At 71.0% G+C, this 21,555-nt stretch carries 20 protein-coding genes; 8 read left to right on the top strand and 12 right to left on the bottom strand.

The window, feature by feature from the left end; all coding sequences use genetic code 11:
* Positions 1-228: hypothetical protein (locus tag QHF83_RS46025; protein WP_282424492.1), on the top strand; the 228-nt coding region annotated here is incomplete at its 5' end.
* On the opposite strand, the gene QHF83_RS46020 is transcribed toward QHF83_RS46025, so the two are convergent.
* Positions 225-1,010 (bottom strand): SDR family oxidoreductase, encoded by a 786-nt coding sequence (locus tag QHF83_RS46020; RefSeq protein ID WP_282424491.1) that lies wholly within the window; start codon positions 1,008-1,010, stop codon positions 225-227. The two genes, QHF83_RS46025 and QHF83_RS46020, sit on opposite strands and share 4 nt — an antisense overlap.
* A gap of 183 nt (positions 1,011-1,193) precedes the next feature.
* Complete coding sequence (locus QHF83_RS46015; protein WP_282424490.1) at positions 1,194-1,727, bottom strand: transposase; 534 nt, start codon at positions 1,725-1,727, stop codon at positions 1,194-1,196.
* On the opposite strand from QHF83_RS46015, the gene QHF83_RS46010 reads away from it, so the two are divergent.
* Both QHF83_RS46010 and QHF83_RS46005 read left to right on the top strand, forming a co-directional pair.
* The gene (locus QHF83_RS46010) at positions 1,726-1,878 is read left to right on the top strand and encodes a GNAT family protein (RefSeq protein WP_282424489.1); all 153 of its coding nucleotides are present in this window, start codon (positions 1,726-1,728) and stop codon (positions 1,876-1,878) included. The two genes, QHF83_RS46015 and QHF83_RS46010, sit on opposite strands and share 2 nt — an antisense overlap.
* 24 nt (positions 1,879-1,902) lie before the next feature.
* Entirely contained in the window at positions 1,903-2,319 is a 417-nt protein-coding gene (locus QHF83_RS46005) for a VOC family protein (protein ID WP_282424488.1), read from the top strand.
* On the opposite strand, the gene QHF83_RS46000 is transcribed toward QHF83_RS46005, so the two are convergent.
* Together QHF83_RS46000 and QHF83_RS45995 are read right to left on the bottom strand one after the other, a co-directional pair.
* A complete protein-coding gene (locus tag QHF83_RS46000; RefSeq protein ID WP_272420980.1) occupies positions 2,316-2,591 on the bottom strand; it encodes a hypothetical protein in 276 nt (91 codons plus the stop codon). The two genes, QHF83_RS46005 and QHF83_RS46000, sit on opposite strands and share 4 nt — an antisense overlap.
* Before the next feature lie 372 nt (positions 2,592-2,963).
* The gene (locus QHF83_RS45995; RefSeq protein ID WP_282424487.1) at positions 2,964-3,731 is read right to left on the bottom strand and encodes a hypothetical protein; all 768 of its coding nucleotides are present in this window, start codon (positions 3,729-3,731) and stop codon (positions 2,964-2,966) included.
* 172 nt (positions 3,732-3,903) lie between these two features.
* Here QHF83_RS45995 and QHF83_RS45990 point away from each other — a divergent pair, with 172 nt between their 5' ends.
* Positions 3,904-4,314, top strand: coding sequence for an NUDIX hydrolase (locus tag QHF83_RS45990; RefSeq protein ID WP_282424486.1), 411 nt, complete (start codon positions 3,904-3,906; stop codon positions 4,312-4,314).
* 23 nt (positions 4,315-4,337) lie between these two features.
* On the opposite strand, the gene QHF83_RS45985 is transcribed toward QHF83_RS45990, so the two are convergent.
* From QHF83_RS45985 to QHF83_RS45950, 8 genes are all read right to left on the bottom strand, one after another.
* Entirely contained in the window at positions 4,338-4,700 is a 363-nt protein-coding gene (locus tag QHF83_RS45985; protein ID WP_282424485.1) for a hypothetical protein, read from the bottom strand.
* A gap of 522 nt (positions 4,701-5,222) precedes the next feature.
* A complete protein-coding gene (locus QHF83_RS45980) occupies positions 5,223-5,753 on the bottom strand; it encodes a hypothetical protein (RefSeq protein WP_282424484.1) in 531 nt (176 codons plus the stop codon).
* A gap of 31 nt (positions 5,754-5,784) precedes the next feature.
* On the bottom strand, positions 5,785-6,237 hold the full coding sequence (locus QHF83_RS45975; protein ID WP_282424483.1) for a hypothetical protein: 453 nt from the start codon (positions 6,235-6,237) through the stop codon (positions 5,785-5,787).
* Positions 6,234-7,718, bottom strand: a complete 1,485-nt coding sequence (locus QHF83_RS45970; protein ID WP_282424482.1) for a cyclic nucleotide-binding domain-containing protein — start codon at positions 7,716-7,718, stop codon at positions 6,234-6,236. The genes QHF83_RS45975 and QHF83_RS45970 overlap by 4 nt, the downstream gene beginning before the upstream one ends.
* The gene (locus tag QHF83_RS45965) at positions 7,708-8,949 is read right to left on the bottom strand and encodes an oxygenase MpaB family protein (RefSeq protein ID WP_282424481.1); all 1,242 of its coding nucleotides are present in this window, start codon (positions 8,947-8,949) and stop codon (positions 7,708-7,710) included. The genes QHF83_RS45970 and QHF83_RS45965 overlap by 11 nt, the downstream gene beginning before the upstream one ends.
* A 114-nt stretch (positions 8,950-9,063) precedes the next feature.
* Positions 9,064-9,651, bottom strand: a complete 588-nt coding sequence (locus QHF83_RS45960) for a hypothetical protein (RefSeq protein ID WP_282424480.1) — start codon at positions 9,649-9,651, stop codon at positions 9,064-9,066.
* A 114-nt stretch (positions 9,652-9,765) separates the two neighbouring features.
* Entirely contained in the window at positions 9,766-10,713 is a 948-nt protein-coding gene (locus QHF83_RS45955; RefSeq protein WP_282424479.1) for a hypothetical protein, read from the bottom strand.
* Positions 10,714-10,935: 222 nt separating this feature from the next.
* Complete coding sequence (locus QHF83_RS45950; protein ID WP_282424478.1) at positions 10,936-11,628, bottom strand: SOS response-associated peptidase; 693 nt, start codon at positions 11,626-11,628, stop codon at positions 10,936-10,938.
* Between the two features lie 183 nt (positions 11,629-11,811).
* Between QHF83_RS45950 and QHF83_RS45945 the strand changes: the two genes are divergently transcribed.
* Genes QHF83_RS45945 through QHF83_RS45930 form a run of 4 tightly spaced genes read left to right on the top strand, consistent with a single transcriptional unit; the run spans position 11,812 to position 21,526 of the window.
* The gene (locus QHF83_RS45945; protein ID WP_282424477.1) at positions 11,812-12,276 is read left to right on the top strand and encodes a nuclear transport factor 2 family protein; all 465 of its coding nucleotides are present in this window, start codon (positions 11,812-11,814) and stop codon (positions 12,274-12,276) included.
* Positions 12,277-12,330: 54 nt separating this feature from the next.
* Entirely contained in the window at positions 12,331-15,513 is a 3,183-nt protein-coding gene (locus QHF83_RS45940) for a hypothetical protein (protein WP_282424476.1), read from the top strand.
* Positions 15,510-18,464: a hypothetical protein gene (locus QHF83_RS45935; protein ID WP_282424475.1), complete on the top strand. Its 2,955-nt coding sequence runs from the start codon at positions 15,510-15,512 to the stop codon at positions 18,462-18,464. Before QHF83_RS45940 ends, QHF83_RS45935 begins: the two co-directional genes overlap by 4 nt.
* Positions 18,461-21,526 (top strand): hypothetical protein, encoded by a 3,066-nt coding sequence (locus QHF83_RS45930; RefSeq protein ID WP_282424474.1) that lies wholly within the window; start codon positions 18,461-18,463, stop codon positions 21,524-21,526. The genes QHF83_RS45935 and QHF83_RS45930 overlap by 4 nt, the downstream gene beginning before the upstream one ends.
* The last annotated feature ends 29 nt before the right edge of the window (positions 21,527-21,555 follow it).

The raw sequence follows: 21,555 nt of genomic DNA, 5'->3' as shown, positions 1-21,555 counted from the left end.
ACAAACCAGCGCAAGGCGAACCGCTGGGCCAAATTTTTCGCGATGGCAGACAGCCGATGCCGGCAGATCCAGCTCGTCACGCGTCAGGTGGCGGGTATGAGCGGTCAGGATGGCAGAGTAGTGCTAGAACATCGAGCGGTTTGCAACGGCTCGCCTTCGCAGCGAACGCAAGAGCTCCTCCACGAATGCATTCACCAAGACGCACCGGTTGCCAGGGCGGGCGACTAGAAGTGCGTGCCGCCGTCGATGCGCACCTCGGTGCCCGTGATGAACCGGCCGTCGTCGCTCGCGAGCATCGCGACGACGCCCGCCACGGTCTCGGGGCCCGCGAAGCCCTGACCGAGCGCGGGCCGGAGCTTCATGAAGAGGCTCATGTCGGCATCCTCGGGGAGACCCGGGCCACGGCTCTGACCGCTCTGACCGGAGCCGTCGGTCATGCCCGACGAGATCGATCCCGGCTGCACGGCGGTGAAGCGGATGCCCTGCTTCGCGTACTCGGCCGCGAGCGCGTGGGTCATCGACTGCACGCCGCCCTTGCTCGCGGCGTAGGCGGCCATGTACGGGTGCGCGAACATCGCCGACGTCGAGCTGAAGTTGACGACGGCGGAGCCGTCGCCCTCGAGGAGGGCGGGGATCGCCTCGCGGATGACGAGGAACGTGCCGACGAGGTTCACGCGGACGATCTGCTCGAAGGCGTCGAGCGTGGTCTCGTGGGTGTGCGAGGAGCGCAGGATGCCGGCGGCGTTGACGAGCGCGTCGAGTCCGCCGAGCCAGGCGACGGCGTCGGCGACGCCCTCGCGGACGGACGACTCGTCGGCGATGTTCACGACGACCGTGTGCAGGCGCTCGGCCGCGTCGCCGGCCTTCGCGACCGTGTCGGCGAGGCCGGCTTCGCTCACGTCGGCGGCGACGACGCGGCCGCCCTCGGCGAGCATCCGCAGCACGGTGGCCTGCCCGATACCCGATCCCCCACCCGTGACGAGTGCCCGGCGACCCTCATAGCGATTCATGTTGCTCCTTCGCTCGCTGTTGATGACGCGATACGTCTATGTCGCACGTTGTGCCAGAGTGTCCTCTCTGTGCATTTCCTGGGCGGGCCTCGTACGCTTCCAGACGTGGAACGCCAGGCACCTAGGACAAATAAACCAGGATTTCCGCCCCCTCGGGGGCGTAGCACGCATCTCGCGCGGCGGTCAACCGTGTCCTTCCACACCGCGCGGAGACCCGCTTCCCGCCCTGGGCCCGCGTGCGGAGAGCCCGGCTCGAGCCAGTCCCTCTGCGATCGTCTCCGGCGTGAGCGCCACCGCCCGCCAGCGCATCTTGCCCGAGCATTCAGGACACACCGTCACGTCAATCGCAACCACATGCCGCAAAAGCCACGCCCACGGCTTGCGGCGCATCTCGCCCGCGTCGAAACCCGATGGAGCCTCCATCTGCCCGAACAGCGATGGCTGCTCAATGCCTGGTGTCTTCAACGTCGCAGGGGCTGGTTCCATCGCCAGGGCCGAGGGGCACAGGGAGGCCACGACGTGCCTGCGCAGCGCCGCATTCGGGGCGAGCACTCCATGAAATCGGATCATGTGAAATCGTGGCGGCGGTATCATCGCGCATACTCTCGCCAGAAGCTCGTGCGGTTCGAAAACGACGAATCGTGTCCCATCGCGCCACGCCTTCTTCAACTCATAGCGCAGCTTCCCGGTCGTCGGCCACGCCGCGTCGAGCGGCATGCGCAAGCTGTCCGCCCGGACGCACCTCGGCAACCGGCGCTCCGAGATCCTGCTCGAAAAGCTCGGGTTCAAGCAGGAAGGGCTGCTGCGCGGCCACATCCTGCGCGACGGCGACCGCCGCGACTGCCACCTCTTCGGCCTGCTGCTCTGAGCCCGCAGCGGCTATGATGGGGCCATGACCCATCCCATCGCGCTCCGGGGCTTTGACCACATCGTGCTGCGCATCCGCGACAAGGCGAGGATGGTCGGCTTCTACACCGAGGTGCTCGGCTGCTCCGTCGACTGGGACCGGCCTGAGCTCGGCCTCACCCACCTGCGCGCCGGCCGCGAGATGATCGACCTCGTCACCCTCGACGGTCCGCTGGGCCGAATGGGTGGCGCGGGCCCGCGGCTGGAGGGCCGCAACCTCGACCATTTCTGCCTGCAGGTCGCGCCGTTCGACGAGGCGGCGATCCGCGCCCACCTGGCCCGTCACGGCGTCGAGGTCACCGAGTCCGGCCAGCGCTACGGCGCGCTCGGCGAAGGCCTCTCGATCTATCTGCAGGACCCCGAGGGCAACACGGTCGAACTGAAGGGCCCGCCCGCTAGCTAGTGCCCCCCGCCTGGAGGCGGGGCGGCGCGCGGCCGGGGCGAGATCCAGACGATCGACGCGGCGAAGATGAACAACAGCATGGAGACCAGAAACAGGTGATTGGTCGCCAGCATGACCGCCTGCACCTGCACCATGCGCTCGATCTGACCCACCGCCTGATCCGGCGTCAGCCCCTTCGCGCTCATGGCATCGATGGTCGCAGGGACATCGTTGAGGTGTCCGACCAACTGGGCCCGCTTCTCGTTCGCGGTGTTGTCCCACAGGGTGGTCATCAGCGAGGTCGCGAACGCGCCCGCGCAGGTGCGCAGGAAATTCGAGAGCCCAGCCGCCGAGGCGGTCTCCTCAGGCTTGACGGCGGCACCTAGAACATCGATCGGTTTGACAACCGCTCGATGTTCTAGGCTTGGGGGAGGGGTCTGGGGAATGAGGAGCGCGTGGGGTGTCGGGCGCGGCTCGTGTCGGCCGAGCTCGCTTCCCCAGGCGCTTTGGCGGCCGCCGCGAAGGCCCCGTCAAAACCCCCAGCCCCGTCCGCAGCCCCCGTGAAGCCGGGGGTTGTTTCCCCACACACAGACCCGAGCCTCGTGGACGGGGCTCGCCCGTTGCCAGAGGCGTCCGCGGGCGCTGCGGAGGGCGCTGGCGACGGTTCAGCCGGTCGTTTGGCTCTCGGAAGGCTCCGGCTTCTCGTCGGCCTGGATCGCGGTCTGCCCCGGCCTTCGCGCGGAAGGCTTCACCTGGGTGGCGAGGTCTCGCTCCCCTGCGACGAGGAGCAGGTGGCTCAGGAGCCCGGCGACACCACCGAACATGCCGTCGTAGCTGTCCATGGATTGCCGCTTGGCCACCTGCGTGGTTTGCGCTTCACGTACTTCGCGCGAAACGGTTTCGATACGCGCCTCCAGCGCCTCGCGCATCCCTGTGAGGGTCGCCTTCACGTCGGCGGCATTGAGGGTCGCGCCTTTGACGCGCGACGCCGGCAGGGGTATCTCGGCGAGGTTTTTCTCGACGGTGCGGGAAAATCGCGCAAGGACGACCGGGTCCCGGGGGGTTTCGCTCGGCATGACCTGCGCCGCCACGGCCGCGCCATAAAGACCCGTCAATACCTCGCGCTGCGTGACGAGCTCGGCATAAAGCTCCTCGAATGCCTGGTCGCGCGCCTTGCGGGCAGGTTCGTCATCGCCAAGCTCGGCCTCGTGCGCCTCGTCGGCCTTGATCATTTGCTCTTTCGTCGCGCGGAGGGCGCGTGAGAAGAGGCGCATGAGGACAGCGACGTCGGGTATGGTCTCGCCGGAGGCCTGGGCGAGATGAGGGGAAAGGAGCGTGGAGAGCGCGGCATTGACGCGCTCCGCGTGTACGTCCGCGGCCATGCATACAGCGTCGGCGCTCTTTTGACGATCGGTGACTTGCTTCGACGGCATACCCTCCCGTGATCCTCTCTCCCCCGCGAGGAAGGTAACGGAAGGGGTGGAGGATGGGAAGGGCAAAACACAGGCACCGCCCAGACCTGTCCGGGTTCGCGTTTCTCGTTGGCCTCGGCGACCTCGACCAGGATACGATGCAGCTTCCCAGCCGGAGGGGGTGTTCGTCCCCATGAAGCGTTTTGTACGCGTAATCATTCGAACCACCCAAGGGCGGTTCCTCGTGCTTCGCGAGCTGAGCAGGCCGTGGTGGAACTTCCCGGGCGGCAAGGTCGAGAGGGACGAATCACCGATCGAAGCGGCCCGGCGCGAGCTTATGGAAGAAGTAGGGCTCGACGTGGAACCGGCGGAGCTCGAGCTCATCGACCATGGCGTCTTCGACGTTCGCGGCGTCGCCTGGGAAGGCTTTTTTTATTTTGCACATCACGTGCGCGGCGAGGCGAAGCCGCGCGAAGGGGAGGACGTCGTCAGCCTTTCCTGGTCGACGCTCGAAGAGCTGAGCAGCCTCGCGTCGCTGCCCGGGCTTCTCGAAGATGTCGCCCGTCTCGTGCAAACCCGGGGACCGTCGACACGGCAGCGGTGACATGAGGCGCCACCCGACTGCCGTCATTCATCCATCTTCGCGACCGAGAGAGGAAAGATGTCCTTTCCCGTCAGTGCCTTCCAGCATCGTTCAGCCAATGCGAGGATCTCCGGTGCCGCCTGCATCGCTTCGTTGCTATCCAAGCCAGGCTGAAGGAGCAGACGGATGCGCTTGACGCGGTCGAGGTTCTCCGCGGTGAATTCCGCGTCTCCGGCGCCGATCTTGCCAGCCGCATGAAGGGGGATCATCTGCTCGTATGCCTTCTCGAAGGCGTCGAGCAGTTCGAGGATCCTTTCACGATTTGCGACGACGTACGCCCATGCGGCGATGCTCTGAAGCGCGTACAAGCCGTTGTAGAAGTCGGCAACTTTATCTGTGTCAATCATTCGACCCCCTAGTGATTGCCGGAGTAGGAGCAGAACGTGGGAACAACGATAGGGGCACCGATCGGTAAATAACAGTCATCCCCGTTGGGGTAATGGTATCCACACATGAACCCGATGGGTAAAGTGTTGCACGAGAACAGCTCGCGCTAGCCGGGATCGGCCTTTTTGGGGTGCACGGCGAGTGGTACACAATAAACCCCTTTGTCGATGCACCTGTCCGAGCACTTGCCCCCCCAGTCCGGCTTGAGGCAAAACACCTTCAGACCCGCTTCATACGAATCCTCTTCGACCGGCTTGCTCTCCTCCGTGTCCGTAGCGTTGCATTCGAGCTTGCCCGTGGGGCCCCCCGGCTCCGGCGGCGTCTCCCCGAAGCCTCCAACCCGCTCGGGAGGATCACGCCACCGCCCACACCGGCCGCTTCCCCGAGCTGATCGCGCGTATAACACTCCCCAACGGTATAGTTACACGCGGCGAAACCCCAGATGCCAAGGACGACGACGTAAACCAGGTTTCTCATCGAGCTCATTTCGCCCCCCATCGAAGCACGGGACCTGCAACCACCATCGCTGCAATGCCGCCAGGGAGCACGAGGCTCCTTCCACCCACCCAGTCAACCGCGGCACTCACGGACACGCCCCGCGGGCCGACGAAGGAAACGTCCGCCTGCGCGCGGGCGCCTGGCGCTACACCCGCCACGCGGCCACACAACGTGACGCCACACGCCGGCATGGTGTAAAGCGAAAGCGAGGGGCCGAGACTGAAGTTGCCTTGCTGCGACGCATATCCCACGGCGACGGACGTGTGGTTATAGACGCCGGCGCCGAGTTCGTTGGTCGACGGCAGAATGCTGCACATCTCATCCACCGCGAGCAGGATACTGCCCTTCATGCGCCACGACATGCGCGCGTGCGGGCTCACCGCGAGCCGCGGGTCTGTGCCCACCAGAATCCCACCCAAACTCACGCCGCCGCTGAGCTCGAACGCGCGTGCCCGCCCTGGTGTTGCAAGGAGCACGGAGGCGCACAGAAGAGCGCAGTAGAAGAACCCAAACAAGCGCCCTCCCCCACCCCCCCTCCCCTGACTCTTACCCCCGCACCTCGATCCTCTCCGGCTCGATCACCACCCCCAGATACGCCAGCGCCTCGCTCGGGTCCGTGAACGCCCCCGTCGGCCGCTCGTCCGCGCGCACCTGCCGCGTCACCTGCAGGATCCCCACGGCCGTCTGCACCAGCGTCGCGATCTTCTGGAACTCCCGCAAGAAGTGCTTCCGCAATCGCCCGAACTCCGCCTCGAAGTCGGGGTCGTTCCGCGGCAGCGCCGCGCGCGCGTCGATGAGGAGCATCGTCCGCGGCCGCGAGACGTATCCGATCGCCGCCTCCATTTCGAGGAACGTGTCCCGCATCGTGTCGATGGTGGGATAAGGGGCGCTCGTTCGCGTCACGATCAGGAGCTTTCGAGTCACGTCGTGCCGTACGATCATGTACGGGTTGCGGTAGACCTCCTTGGGCCCGACGCGACTCGAAGGGACGATCGTCACGGCTCCGCCTCGCGCGTGCACGTGACCATGTGCAGCGAGGTGCCTTCGACCAGATGGACCTCGACGGAGCGGCCGAAACGCGACCGGGAGACGAGCGCGCGGATCGCCGGCGCATCACGCGGGACGACGCTCCACTCGAGCAGGTGCTCCATCATCGGCAGGTCCGTGAGGTCCGGCCCGAGCGCCGTCCAAACCGCCGTCCCCGAAGGACCGAGGCGGCCCCACATCCAGTCGAGCAGGGCCACCGCGTCGTCGTCCGAGAGGTAATCGAAGAAGCAGAGCGCGTAGACCATGTGCTGCGGTCCGAGGAAGATCTCCGAGCCCGAGCCCGAGAGGCTCAAAGGCTCCGCGCAAAGGAACGTCATCGACGAGGCGTGGCCCGCCTCCGACGCCTGGTGGTTGCCACGGCGAAGCGCGTCCGGATCCGGGTCGATGCACGTCGCCGCGAGGATGCCCTCGCCCGCCTCGTCCATCGCGTCGAGCAGCTCGTCGCCGCCGCCGCTGCCGATGCTCGTGACCTGGAAGGGGCCCGCGCCCGTGTGCTCCGTGGCGCGACGGACGATCTCGGCGACCATGGCCTTGCGGCTCTCGCGGCGCGCACGGCAGACGGCGCGGTCGAGGAACCAGCGATCGACGAGCGGACCGATGAGGCCGTCGCCCTCGGCGTCGGCGTCGGCGATCGCGCGGCGCGTCTCGTCGTCCTCGGCCACGCCGCCAGGTTTGTCGTAGACACGCGCGATCGTCGCGCTCGACATGAGCAGCGCGAAGCAGATGCGGAAGACGAAGCTGCCGACGCCCTCGCGCAGGCGGCTGATGTCCCGGAACTTGAGGAGGTCGTCGACGCTGATCGCGAGCAGCGCCTTCTCCGTGGTGTGCTGTTCGAGCAAGGCGACCACGCGATCACACGCAGACGCGACCACGCGCGCCGCCGCGTCCACCGTGGTCCTGCGCGCCGCGAGCGACTCCTCGACGCGCTGGACTTCCTTCAAGACGCTCGTGAGGCCGTCGATCAGGCTCGAAGGGACGTGCCGCGCCGAGAGCTGGCCGTAACGCGCCTTGTGCGAGCGCTGGCCGCGGAGCTTCGTGAGGCTGCCGCTGAGCGCGCGCACGCGACGGGACAAACTCACCGCGAGCGAGCGATAGAAGCGAGCCGCGAGGTCGGGGTGCGCGGAGAGGAGCGCCTCGAGGTCGGCGTTGTCGATGCGGTTCAGGACGGCGTCGCCCTCGGCGACGACGGTGGCGCTCGCGCTGCGTCGCTCGAGGAAGGAGATCTCGCCGAGGATCTGGCCCGGGCCGAAGTAGCCGACGGTGACGCCGCCCGCGCGGACCGAGATGAAGCCCTCTTGCACGAGGAAGATCGCCTCGGGGCTCTGGCCCTCCCGGACGATGACCTCGCCACGCACGACGTGCCGCCTCTGGCTCGAACGGAGCAGGAGCTCGATGTCCTGATCCCCCAGGAAACTCAGCTTGTCACGGAGCATGCGTCGGCCCTCCATCCCCCACGGTCGCCTTGCGGAAATCGAACGCCGCCGGGATGCCGGCGAGGCCGTTCTCGATGACTCTCTCCCATGCTTCGAGGCCGAACCGATACATCGCGTCGCGGCTCTCGGGCACCCGGCGCTCGACGGTGTTCATCATCATGTTCATCCCCCGGAGCAGCGGCGTGACGTGGCGCCACGACGTGCGCGGATACGCGAGCGCGTCCGCGAGCGGCTCGCCCACGAGGTGCCGCGACAGACCGTAGAGCAAATCCACGAGCCGCTGCGCCACCGCGCGCTGCGCCGGGTTCTTCGCGAGCTCGAGCGGCGCCTCCATGAGCGCCTTGACGAGCGCGCGCGAGTCGTCGTCCGGCGGATCCATCACCGCATGGATGAGCCGGATGAGGCGCAAGCCCTCGGCCTCGGTGGCCGCGCAGATCTTCGAGTCGACGCCGCTGAGCAGGCCGCCGTAACGCCAGAGCTGCACGATGTCGTCACGCTCGGCCTGCGGGACCTCGTAGCCGAGCTTCGAGAGTCCCTCGATGAGGACCGACGAGAAGAGCACGTTCGTCCCGGCCATGTACGCCTGGTTCACGGGCAAACCCCAGCGCTCGTAGGGCCAGGACTTGCGCTGCAGGAGGAGCCTGCGCACCTGGGCGTGCATGAGCCGGACGCGGATCGTGATCTTGAAGCCCTCGGCGCCACGTCGAAGGCCGCCGGGGCGGCACGTCTCGACGAGGAAGCGCGCGGTCTCGGTGAGCCTGCGCGAGGCGCGCTGGACGAGGCGTCCCGAGGCCGTGAGGGGCTTACTGCCATCCGGCGAGGCATAGGAGAGCGGGAGCGAGTAACAGGCGAGGACGACCGCGCCAAGGGGGCCGGTGCGTAAGATGGCGCGGCCGCCGCGGTCGAGTTTGTCCCAGTCGAGCCAGAGCGGGATCTCGTCGATCTGCCGGAAGAACTGCACGAACGCGCGCGGCGGGCGGCGGACGCTCGCGATGCCCTCGTCGAGCGCCTGCTGCAGCATGCGGTTCGCCTGCGCGGGGCGGAGCTCGTTCAGGACGGCGACGAGTTCGTCCGCGGGCGGGTCGCCGCGCATGAGGAACGGGCCGAACGAGTCGACGGCCTCGCCGAAGCGCTCGCGCGCCGCGGTTCGATCGACGTACCAAGCAGGCACGCGCGGCACGGCCGCGTCTTCGGGGATGTCGGGGTGCAGCCTGGGGCTGTCGGTGCTCATGGCCGCCTCTCCTCCCCGACTCCTACCACGCCGGGCGGACGCCACGAAATGCCCAAAGGCATGTCATTGCCTCTTGACACGAGGTCGCCGGCACGCATGCCAGCTCACGGCCTCTCAACGGATCGAGCGCGGAGGCCGCACCGGCTCGTCGTGCGAGGAGCCCGGGGAGGAGCCCGTGGCCGAAGACGAGGCGCCCGAGGAGGTCTGCGAGACGGGCGGGGTCGCGGTGGACACGGGCGCCGCCATCGTGGACGAGGTCGAGGTCGACGACGGCTTCATGCTCTGCCGCAAGGCGCGGTGGTAGGCGAGCGTGAATTCCTGTCGATCGGTGTAGACCGTGAGCATCCCCCCGAGCGCGAGGTTCGCGATCGAGACGCCCATGCTGACGATCTTCGAGCGGACGAGGATGTGGCTGCCCACGATCTTGCCGCGGATCCAGAAGATCCAATCCGTCAGCTTGAGGCGGGCGTCGGAGTCGTACCCCGCGAGGTCCCACCAGTCGTTGAAGATGATGGGCTTCACGCCTTGCCCGATCTGCTTGTCGACGGGCTGCGTGATTTTACTGACGATGTCTTTTTCGAGGTAGCCGCTGACCTGCTCGTAGACGACGTCGTCGACGACCTTGATGCGCAGCTCCCCCCTGCTCCAGCGGATGTGCTCTTCCGCACTGGAGTGGGCTCTCGGAGGGCCTGCCGGGGGCATGCGCCACTGATACCGGAATCCAAGATGAAAGGCCAGCTTCGGCCAGCGTGCCAGGTAGAACCCTCGGGCTTCTGGCACGTCCGGGCACGAACCCGACGCGGCAAGGAGTCCAAACTACCGCGGGCTCGAGATGGGAGCGCTGTCCGGCATGGCCTCGATGATCCGGCGGCGGCTGGCGCGGAGGAGGCGGCCCACGCCAGGCTCGATGGTGGGGATCGCCGTGCCGATGAGCCGCGCCCGCTCGGCGAGGCGCACGAGGCCCTCGGGGCCAATGCGCAACCGCGCCTTCGGCTCGATCACGCAGAGCATGCCCCGCGTGCGTCCCGCCGCGTCGAGCACCGGCGCCGCCGCGAAGCCCCGCACGAGCCCCTCCGTCACCGCGACGTCGCCCTGGAAAAACGGATGCGCGAACGCGTCCGCCACGACGAGCGTCTCCCCCGCCCCGAGCACGTGCCGGCCGATCCCCCCGAGCACCGGCCACCTGCGCGGCTCCATCCCCACCGCCGAGACGAGGACGCGGCCCTCCCCCTGAGCCACGATCGCAAGCCCAACCGACGCGTGCAGCTCCTCCAACGCCGACCGGACGAACCAGTCGAGGCGCGGATCCTTCGGGCCCTCCTGCATCGAGCGGACGGAGTTCACCTGCGTCGAGAGCGCCGCCTCCGAGAGAGGCGCCGGCATCTCCGCGCCCTTCAGCAGGGCGTCGGCGACGACGCGCAGCGTGTCCGCCGAGGCGTTCCGCGGGAGGATCGCGTGGATGCCGAGGTGCTCGCGCAGCGCGCCGGCGAAGGCGCGGAGCTCGGGGAACGGCGAGGTGACGATGACCTTCGCGCCGCGACCGCTGATGCGCGCGCGCAGCCAGTCGAGGACCTCGAACCCGTCGACGACGGGGAGCGACAAGGACGTGACGAGCAGCGCCGGCGTCCCGAAGCGGCGGAGGAGCCAGATGGCGCGCTCTCCGTCCTGCGCGACGAGCGGGACGAGGCCGAGGGCGTCGACGACGGCAACCTGGGCAGCAGAGAGGGCTGGATCGGGTTCGGCGACGAGGGCGAATGCGGACATGACGTACCTCCTCCGGGGGGCGGGGGGTTCAGGGGATTCGCCACCAAGTTAAACAATTGTCGTGCCACCGCATGGATGCCGTCGGGAAGGCCCCGATTGAGCAGAGGACGCGCGAAGGTGGCGCGTGTCGCGCAAAGATCGCGCGCCGAACGTCCGTCCCGCGCGCGGCGCGCTGATGCCTGGACGTCGCAGTGATGTCCGCGGCCCTCGCACGTCTTGCGTTCACGAAAGGTCCTGCGCGAAAAGGGGACGCACGTTCTCGGGTCCCTCGTTGCGGGGGTTGTTGACGCGGGTGGAGACGGGCGTCACCACGAGGTCGTCGCCGATGCGCGCCTGTACCATCGCCTGCAGGAAATCCGGGCGCTGCTCGTCAGGATCGAGCCAGGATCCGTAGGCGTCCGGAGCAAGGATGACGGGCATGCGATCGTGAACGTCCGCCACGGCCGCGCGGGCCTCGGCCGTGAGGATGGTGAAGGTGTCGAGCGCGCTGCCCTCGGCGTTCTTCCAGCGCGCCCAGAGGCCGGCGAAGGCGAACGGCTTCTCGTCCGGCATGTGGATGCGGCAAGGCTGTTTCTTGCCGGTGCCGAGCTTTTTCCACTCGTAGAAGCCGTCCGTGACGACGAGGCAACGCTTCGACTTGAAGCTCGACCGGTACGCGGGCTTCTCGGCGGCGGTCTCGACCCGGGCGTTGATCATGCGATCGCCGATCGAGAGATCCTTGGCCCACGAAGGAACGAGCCCCCAGCGCGCGAGCTCGAGGCTGCGCGGCGCGCCGGGCGAGAGGACACGCACGATGGGCACGTCCTGCGTGGGCGAGACATTGAAGCGCGGCGAGAGGAGCGGGATGTCGAGGACCCCGAAAAGGGGCCCGAGCAAGTTCGGCGCGACGTTCGTCAGGGTGTATCGACCACACATGGGAACATCCGAAACTTCGGGAAGCAGCGGAGCTTGCGCACGCGGCGAACGGGTCTCGCGAGACGCACGGGCCGCGGGCCGTTCGTACCACATCGAGGGGCGCTCGTGGGGAGGAGGATGCGAGCGGCCGCGCGGCGAGGCGTGTTGACAAGGAGACGGGCGGGGGCGACGATGCCGCGGCCGATGGCGATCCACGCGCTCTCCCGTGACGATTTGCTGGTCCTCGTGGACGGCTTCGTCGACGCGTTCAACCGCGGAGACCTCGACGCCGTGATGCAGCATTTCACGGAAGACGCGCTCTACGTGACGTACGACGGCAAGGAGCACCGGGGCAAGGGGCGGATCCGCGCCGCATTCGAGCCGCAATTCCGGGGGGAGTTCGGCCGGATTTCATTCGTCACGGAGGACCGGCTGCTCGACGAGGAGGCCGGGAAGGCAATGGTGCGCTGGACCTGTCGGCACGAACTCGAAGGAGCCGAGAAAGCGCTTCCCGGGCTCGCCGAGGTGCGCAACCTCCTGTTCCGCGGGGTGTATGGGCGCGTGTTCGCCTGGCAGGGGCTCGACGTGCTGCATTTCGAGGGGGGCAAGGTGCGAGAGAAGCGAACGTATTCGCAGTCGCACGTGCCGCTCGGGCACGGGGCGAGGTAGCAAAAACCCCTAGGACCCAGGCGCCGCTTTCGCTACCGTCGGCGCGCTCCCCCGATGCTGGGACGACTCGATCGACCGTCTCTCCTCGCCGCGGCCCTCGCGCTCGGGGCCTGTACACGCCCGGCGCCCACGCCCACCCACGCGAAGGCCGGTCCAAAGGAGGCGCCGTCCCTCGGGCTCGACGCGCCGCTCGTGGGCGGGGCGCGGCTGTTTCATACGGCGGTCGACGACGCATTCTGGGTGTCGCACGAGGCGGATCGAGACCGGCTGGTGTCGGCGGGCGTGCGGTTCGAGCTTTCGCCCGACAGCGGCGAGGTGCTTTCGGCGGCCTGGGACGTCGATCTGTCGGTGAAGAGTGATCCGCTCGTCGGGTCGCTCGTGGTGGCGCCGCACCTCGGCGGCGGGTTCGTCCACTGGAGCCGCGCGCGGGTGTTCCGGTCGGACACGTTCACGGGGCCGCTCCGGCCGGTCGCGCTCGGCGGCGCGCTCGGGGTCGGGGCCGTGCGCGGGGCGAGGAGCGGGCTCGACGCGGTGCTCGTGTTCGGCGAGGCGGGGACGGCGGCGCTGCGGAAGGGGAGCGACACGCTCGAAGCGGCGAGCGAGGCGGGGCTCGCGGATTTCGCGGCGCTCGATGGGAAACGCGCGGTGCGCGTGGACTACCTCGGCCGGCTCGCCTCAACGGGGGACGGGGGGGCGACGTGGAACGACGCGGCCGGCGTCGCGGGCCTCGGGAGCAAGACGTTCCTGGTGCAGCCGGGCGCGGTCGCGGTGGATACGTGGCAAGGGCGGCTGCCGCTCGGCGCGGACGGGCGGTTCGGGCCGATGGATGGGGCGCAGCACGGTTCGTCGCACGGGCGCGGGTTCGAGCCGATCCTGCCCGGTTCGAGGGCGGACGATCGGAACGCGTGGTGGATCTGGCGGGATACGCCGCCGATCCAGGCCGCGGTGCTCGGCGGGGCGAGGGTCGCGGCGGGGCGCGCGCTGGCGGTGAACCCGTCGGCCCTGGCCGAGGTGGATCTCGGGCGGGGCACGCTCGTCCGGACCGTGACGGATTTTCCGCAGCCGGGGCTCATGTGCTCGTCGGTGGCAGGGCCCGAGGCGCCGCTCGTCGTGTGCGGCTGGGAGATGTACCAGGACACGAGCTCGTACGTGATGAGCCTGCGGGACGGGGCGTTTCCGCCGGTCGTCGAGCGGGCCTTCAGCGACGACGGGTATTTCGTGACCGACGACGCGGGCGCGCTCGCGTTCGTGGGGTCGTGCAAGTTCACGCCGCGGATGATCGATATGAACGATCCGTCGCGCATGGATCTCGGCAGCGAGATCCGGCCGGCGACGCGGATCTGCGTGCGGCGAGGGCCGGGCGACTGGGTCGAGCACACGATCGAGCTCCCGCCCGGGCAGGAGGTGTACGGCTGGGCGCCGCGGCGGGACGGGACGGCGGTGGCGCTGGTCGTCGATCCACGCGTGGAGGGTTTGCCCGAGCCGAAGGCCGACGAGCCACGCGTGGTCGCGCAAGGCGGCGTGCGGATCGTGCGGGTGCCCGGCGAGGTCTCCGGCATGGTGTTCTCGCGGCCCTCGTTCAATCCGTACGGCATGTATTCGGGCGGCATGCGCGGGCCGCTCGGGCCGCTCGTCGAGCGGCGGTTCCAGGTGCGCGAGGACGGCTCGATCGAGGGCTGGCTGGTGTCGCCGAACGGCGGCGAGGTGGGCGGGGTGTTCACCGGGGTCGTCGTGGATCCGCGCGGGCGGGTGACGACGTTCGCCCCGCCGCCGCGGGTCCTCGGCATGATCACGACCGGCGATTTCGGCGTGGCGCTCACGCGGGACGGCGATCTGTACGAGACGATCGATCACGGCCGGAGCTTCCAAGCGGCGGGGCGGTCGCCGCTGCCGCCGGCGGCCTTCGGCGGCTTCTGCTCGCCGCTCGGGTGCGCGATGGGGCCGGTGACGCGCCTCGGCTGGGGATCGACCGGCGCGGCGCCGGTGGTGTACCCGGCCAAACCTTACGAGGAGCCGGAGGCGAAGGCGCCAGTGCGGCTCGCCTGCACGCCGGCCGGCACGCCGGAGGTCGTTCCGGAAGCCGCGCTCGTGCCGGACAAGGGCAGGTTGTCGTGGCAGACCGGGCTCGGGGACCTGGTGACGCTCGTGCGCGAGGTGGAGAACGCGCCCGGGGAGCCGAATGCAGCGGGGCCGTCGGCCGACATTCTGCACGCGCTGCCGCCGGAGGTCCTCGCGCAGCTCCCGAAGGACGCGCTGCAAGCGCTGATGAAAGGCGCGCAGCAAGCCGGACAGGCCCCGCCGGCGCCCCCCGGAAAAACGCCCGGGAAGACGCCGCCGCGAAAGGCCAGCGCGGCGCCGCTCCGCACGCATTCGCTCGTGATGCGGATGCCGTTCGAGCCGGGCGCGCCGCCGTTGCGGATCGACGCGACGGGCGCGGAGCTCGAGGAGGCGCGGCGCGTGGTGGTGACGCCGCTGCTCGCGCCGAAAGGGGACGTCGCGCTGCTGTTCGTGACCGACAGGAACGAGGTCGTGCTGGCGAACGAGCGCACGACGACGCTGCCGCTCTTCGAGCCGCGGCGCTACGCGATGAGCGAGAACGCCGTGGGCGCCGGGCTCCTGCTCGGGCCGGAGCGCGTGCTCGTGCTGGGCGAGATCCGCCGGCGCATGACGTTCGAGGAGCACGGGCAGGCGCCGACAAGGCCGCCGGTCTTCATGGGCCAGGAGCGCGACAGCGGCGGGCGAAGGCCGGTGACGTTGGCGCGGCGGGACGATGGGGCGATCGGGCTCTTGCTCTGGGACGGGAGTCCGCCGCGCGTGACCGCGGTGGCGGAGCTCGATCCGGCCACGCAGAGCCCGCGGCCGCGGACGGCGCTCGCGCCGTGGTCGACCGCGACGCCGGCCGACGATCCGCGCTGCAAGAAGGCCAAGGGCTGGCGTGCGCTCGTGCCGCTGGAGCCCGGGTCGTGGTTCGGGATCGATACACGCGCGCTGCCGGGCGTGTCCTTGCGCGCGGCGGGCGCGGCGCTCCTGCGCTGGACGGAGGAGCGCGTGTGCGTGGAGGCGCTCGACCTCGGGGCCGAGCGGCGGCCCGACGACATCACGCGCAGCGAGGGGAGCCTGGTCGTGCGGTGGGAGGCTTCGGGCTCGAAGCGGCGCGGCGCCGTGCTCCAGGCGGGCGGGCTGCGGCAAGCGCTCGACTGCAAGCTCGAACCAGCGCCCGAGGAGCGAGCCCGATGAAGCGCGCCGCCCTCACGTCGGCCTGCGCGCTCCTCGTGGCCGCGGCGAGCTGCACGCAGGCGCGGCCCGAGCCGATCACGCCGCCGTCGGGGGAGAAGGCGCGCGGGGCGGCGGCGTCGCCGCGGGCCGAGGCGCTGGGTCCGCCGCGCTGGGTCGTGCCGGGCTCGACGGACTGGATCGAGCGAACCGAGGCCGGCGTCGATCGGTCGCTCGCGAGCGGTCGACGGGTCGAATCGCGCGGCGCCGACGTGATCGCGACGGCCAAGGATACGGCGGAGTTCGACGGAGCCACCGCGGCCCCGGCGTGGAGCGTCGCGCCGTCGGCGCCCGCGCGGTACGTGCTCTGGCGGGAGCGCGAGGTGTTCGGCGCAGCCGAGTGGCTCGGCGAGGCGCGTTCGCTCGGGAAGCTGCCCTCGGCCGTGCAACGCACGTTCGACTGGGTCGACGGCACGGGGCTCGTCACGGCGGCCGGCGTGTTCGTGGTGTCGCCCGCGGGCGGGCCGCCCCGCAAGCTCGACCTGCCCGGGTTTGCCATCGGGCTCGCGGCGGACGCGCGCCGCGCGCTGGTGCTGACGGTGTTCGGACACGCGCGCCTCACGATGGACGGCGGCGCGACGTTCCGCGACGTGTCGGCCGAGCTGCCGGACGCGACGGAGCTCGAGGTCCGGGGCGAGGATCTGCTGGTCCTGCTCCGGGGCGAGGAGAGCCGCCTCGTCGACGCGCGCGGGAGCATCGTGTCGGATCGCGCCCCGCAGGGCCCGACGCGCCACGCACCGCCGCCCGACCTCGACGATCGCTGGCCCGAGGAATCCGCCGTGTCGGCCCTCGACGCGGCGACCGCGTACGGGCTGCGCTGGCTCGAAGGGGACGCCCTCACGGTCACGGAGGGCGCCGTCGCGCGCGTCGACCTGCGCACGGGCCGGGCGACCGCGCTGCTCTCGATCGAGACGGGCGACGACACGTGCACGCCGCTCCGCGTGAAGGACGGCGCGCTGCTCGTCTGCGAGTCGCAAAACCGCGCCACCGTGCTCGATCTGGCGAGCGGCGGGCGCATCGAGCGCACGTTCGATCTGCCGGACGCGCCGAGCTTGGATCGGTTCGTGGTCGCGGACGGCGAGGCGCTCGGTTTCGTCGGCCCGTGCGAGGGCCCCGCGCCGGGCTCGCCCGCCGACGTCGTCGCCTCGGCCTCGCCGACGAACGCCTCGAACCAGCGGAGCCCGGTCTTCTGCGTGCGCAAGGGCCCGGGCGTGTGGGTCGAGCACACGCTCGCGCCGGCCGACGCGAGCGACGTCGTCGCCTGGATTCCCCGGGCCGAGGGCGCCGCCGTGGCCCTCGTGGCCATCCCCGGCACGTTCCTCCACGGCGCGCCCCGCGTCACCGTGCGCGGCGCCCTCCGCGTCGTGCGCGTGGCCCGCAACGAGCCGCCGCTCGACATCACCACCTATTCCTCCTCCGCGACGACCGCGCTGCTCACCCGCGCGCTCCACGTCACGCCCGACGGCACCCTCGAAGGCTGGCTCCCCTCGGCCCACAGCCCTTCGAACCTCGCGGCCGTGACCATCGACCCCGAGGGCCGCCCGCGGCAGCACCCCTTGCCGGCGCAGACCGCCAGCATCGCGACCTCGGGCCGCTTCGGCCTCGTCCGCACCGAGACCGAACGCCTGTTCGAGACCACCGACTACGGCCGCACCTTCCGCCCCGTCGCGCCCCCGCCGAGCGGCGGATCGTCCGAGCCCATGTCGTGCAGCGAGGTCGGCTGCCAGGTCGGCACGTTCGTGCGGATCGGCTGGAACGACGGGTCCGAGCCTGCGCCGGAGGACACGACCCCGCCGAAGCCGAACCCCGACTACCAGCGCCCGATCCCCGCGCCCCCGCTCGTGCGCCTCGCCTGCCGGTATGCCGGCCCGAGCGAGGGCAAGCGGACCCCCGACTCGTTCGGCCTCGGCTACACGAAGACGCCGATCGCCCGCGCGGCGCCCGGCCGCATCGGCTTCACGGGCGGGATGCTCATCCCGCTGAACGGCCCGCAGCCCGCGGGCATGACGGGCGACGCCGAGATCGCCTACGTGCCCCTGCTCGACCTCGCAGCCCCCATCACGCGCGTCACGGTGCCGCTCTCGCGCCTCGGCCCGACGCCGTTTCACCCGTACGAGATCCGGCTCGGCTACGTGCTCGACGGCGCGAAGGTGCGCGCCGTGGCCACCTCGGGCCTCGGCCGCTGCGCCGCTCCCCTCGTCGACGACGCCGGCCTGACGATCCCCATCGGCGGGTGCGTCGACGATCCCACGGTGGGCGTCGTGCACGGGAGCCGCGTCTTGCTCGTGACGGGGAGCGGCGACGATCAGGCCGTCTCCGCCGTGGAGCTGCCACCCACCAAGCCCACGCCCAGCCGCGCCGTCGTCTCCGGCGCGCGACGTGCGCTCGCGTCGCTCCATCCGCCCGAGGGCGCGAGCCGCTTCGACCTCGCCGCCGGCCTGCGCGGACAGGACCCGGTCGTCGTCGCCGTCGACGCGGGTGGCGAGGCCGTGCTCGCGCCGCTCGACCCGGATCGAGGCACGCTCGGCCCCGAGAAGCGCCTCGCGTCCCTCGCAGACCTCGCCGCCGCCTCGGATCCTCGCTGCGCGCCCGAGCCCGACGACGCCCGTGTGGTCCTGCCCTTCGACACGGAGATCGGCCTCGCCCAGGGCGCGCTCCTCGGCGTCACGGCGAGCGGATCGGCGGGCTTCGCCGTCCTGCGCTGGTCGCCGGCGCGCGCGTGCCTCGAAGCCGTGGAGATCGCGGTCCGCGACGAGCGCCACGAGCCAGAGGTCGGCTACTACGACCCGCCGGGCACGGTCCGCAAGGTCATCGCTCGCTTCGATGGCAAGGGCCCCGGCAAGGGCACGCTCGTGGTCCTCGGCTTCGGCGCCGAGGTCCGCCAGCCGCTCACCTGCGAAGGCATCGTCCGATGAAACAACGCGCCGTCCCCCGGGCCGCGTCCGTCGCCCTCGTCGCCCTCGCCGCCTCCTTCGCCGCCTGCTCCGCGAAGCCCGAGCGCCCAGGCGCCTCCACCCCGCCGCCCTCGCCGCTGCGCCCGAAGCCCGCCGCCGCGCCCGAGCCCCTCCTCGGCCCGGCCCGGTACGTCCTCGCCGAGGGCGTCGGCGTCTCCTTCGACGAGGCGGGCCGCGACTCCGCCTTGCCGCGCCGCGAGCCCGCCCTCGCCTCCGGCAACCGCTTCCTGCTCGACGGCGGCCTCGTCCTCGCCGAGGCGCGTGGCCCCGAGGCTTTGTACGGCTTCCGCTCCCTGCCGGCGCGCCTCGGCGGCGGCTACGTCTTCTGGTCGGAGGCGCGCACCTACCGCGCCGACACCTTCCTCGGCGAGCTCCGCCCCATCGCCCAGATCGCGGCCGAGGGCGGCGCGCGTCCCTGGCTCGACACCCTCGTCCTGCGCACCGACCTCGGCCTGCTCGAGCTCGACCCCCGCGCCGAGGCCCCCGCCCTCCGCCGCACCGACCTCGCCCGCTTCGCCGAGGCCTTCTCCCTCGACGGCAAGCACGGCGTCCGCCTCGACGCCTTCGGCCGCGCCGAGATCACCACCGACGGCGGCAAGACCTTCCGTGACCTCACCGCCGAGCGGAGCGTCCGCATCTTCGCCCTCGAGGAAGGCGAGTCCGGAAAACTCCTCCTGCTCACGGGCGCCGGCCGCCAGCCCACGCTCGCCCTCGACCCCGCCAAGGGCCTCGTCCCCGTCGCCGCGGACCCGCCGAACGACCTCGGCTGGGGCATGATGCCTTCGGTCACCGAGGATCTCGCCGCCCCGAGCCGCCACCTCGCCCCCCTCGACCTCCCGAGCGCCGTCTTCGCCGGCGCCCGCCTCCCGGGCGGCCGCGCTCTCGTCGTGCGCGAGCAAGGGCTCCGTATCCTCGCCCTCGCGACCGGCCAGGCCCTCGACGTCGCGCCTTTGCCCGGCGTCGCCGAGCCCTTCGCCCAATGCCAGCCCATCACCCGCGGCGCCGACGTCCTGCTCGCCTGCACCCACCCGCACGGCGCTCACGTCCTCGCCCTCCCGGGCGACCCTTCCGCGCCGCGCCTCGAGGCCACCTTCCCCGAGCCGTCCACGTTCATCGCGGGCCTCGGCCAGCGCTTCGCCTTCACGGGCCGATGTGGCGCGCTCGTCCCCACGGCCGCCGATTTCCGGGGCGCCCCGCCCGTGAGCGACGCGCAGCCGAAGCTCTTCGGGCCCAGCGCGTTCGAGCAAGAATTCACGACGCCCCCGGCAGACCCGCCCGAGCCGCTCGACCCGACCCCCCCCGACGAGGCCTACGTCTGCGTCCGCGGCGCCGACGGCGCCTGGACCGAGCGACGCCTCACCGGCGAAGACGCGACCCATCTGTACCGGTTCCTCCCCGGGGACGGCGGTACAGCCACGGCCCTGGTCCTCCGCGGCAAGGACACGAAAACCGCCCCCCGACCCGCGCCCGAAGGCGTCCGCATCATCCGCGTCGACCCCGCCGATCCCGCCCTCGGCGGCGCCGTCTTCCCGGCCGCCCCGACGCCCATGGAGGAGTCGCCCTATCGCTCGATCGACCGCGATTTCTGGCTCGACGAGAAAGACGGCTCCATCCACGGCTGGATCGTCCTCGCGCCCGAAGGCGAGGACCCCGAAGACGCCCTCGAGCGCGACCCCATTCCCCAGGGCCGCTCCGAGCGCATGCTCCCCGTCTCCACACGCCTCGGCGGCCGCTTCGCCGGCGTCCACATCCAGCCCGACGGCCGCGTCGAGGTCCACCCCCTCCCGCCCGGCGTCGTCGAGCTCATCCGCGGCGGCCCCTTCGCCCTCGCCCGCGCCGACGACGGCGCCGCCACCTACCACGAGACCACCGACGGCGGCCGTACCTTCCGCCCCGTCGTCGCGCCCCCCGTCGGCGAGCTCAACGCCCCCTACGACGCGAACATGATCCAGGGCTGCTCCGAGCTCGGCTGCGCCCTCGGCGACGGCGTCGTCCGCCTCGGCTGGGGAAGCCCCGCTCCCGCGGCCCCGCAGGACACCCCTGCCGACATCGCGCCCGCCCCCGAGCCGCCCGTCAAGCGCCTCGGCTCGCTCCCCCTGCGCTGCCGCCTCGAACGCCCCGGCGCCCCCGCGCCCCGCGGCGACAGCAAGACCGACGCTGGCCCTGCGCCTCTCCCCGCTTCGCTCCGCATCCCGCCCGGCGTCGCCGTTGGCCTCGTTCGCGCCGGCAGCTTCACCGTGGACGTCGGCCTTCCCTTCGACCCGCGCCCTCCGCGCCGCGCCGCCTTCAAGGCCCCGTCCCTCAGCCGCGTCGAGGGCTCCCTCGTCCCCGTCCTCCTCGCGACCGACGCCTCGCCCGTGGGCCTCTTCCTCCGCACCACCGAGCTCCGCTTCGACCTCGGCCTCCCGGGCAGCCCGAATCGCGACCCCGTCCCCCTCCAGCACAACGGCGCCTTCACCGCCGCCGCCGATCTCGGCCGCGGCGACCTCCTTACTCTCCAGGCCGGAGACGGCGAGCTCTCCCTCCTCCGCGGCGGCCTCCTCCGCCGCCTCACCCAGATTGCCCGCGTCCCCGACGTCACCCGCCATCGCCTCGGCCTCGCGCGCCGCCGCGGCGACGCGGCTTCCCCTCGACTTGCCGTGAGCGCCGTCTCCGGCACCTCCGGCGACATCCTCCTCGCCGATCTCGACATCACCCGCGCCACCCTCGGCCCCGTACGCGCCGCCGGCAGCCTCACGAACCTCGACGCTTCCCCGGCTTGCCGTCCCGACCCCGACGCCTACCGCCTCCTCGCCGACGTCCTCGTCGACGTGCAATTCGATCCGCCCGACCCCGACCACGACGCCCCGAGCCTCGGCGCCACGGCCCTCGTCGCCGTCTCGACCGGCCGCACCTGCCTGGAGGGCCTCGAGGTGCGGTTGCCTCGAAACAATGCGACCCTCGTCGTCCGATTCCCGTCTCCGGGCGTATCCCTCCTACGTGCGGCGGGACGCAGCGACGCGGCGATTTGTTCGAGCCCGTGATACCCTTGCCCGTCGCCGCTTTCCCGGAC

The organism is Polyangium sp. 15x6 (genome assembly GCF_029960785.1).
Lineage (GTDB): Bacteria > Myxococcota_A > Polyangia > Polyangiales > Polyangiaceae > Polyangium.
This window is presented reverse-complemented; position numbering and strand designations above follow the sequence as displayed.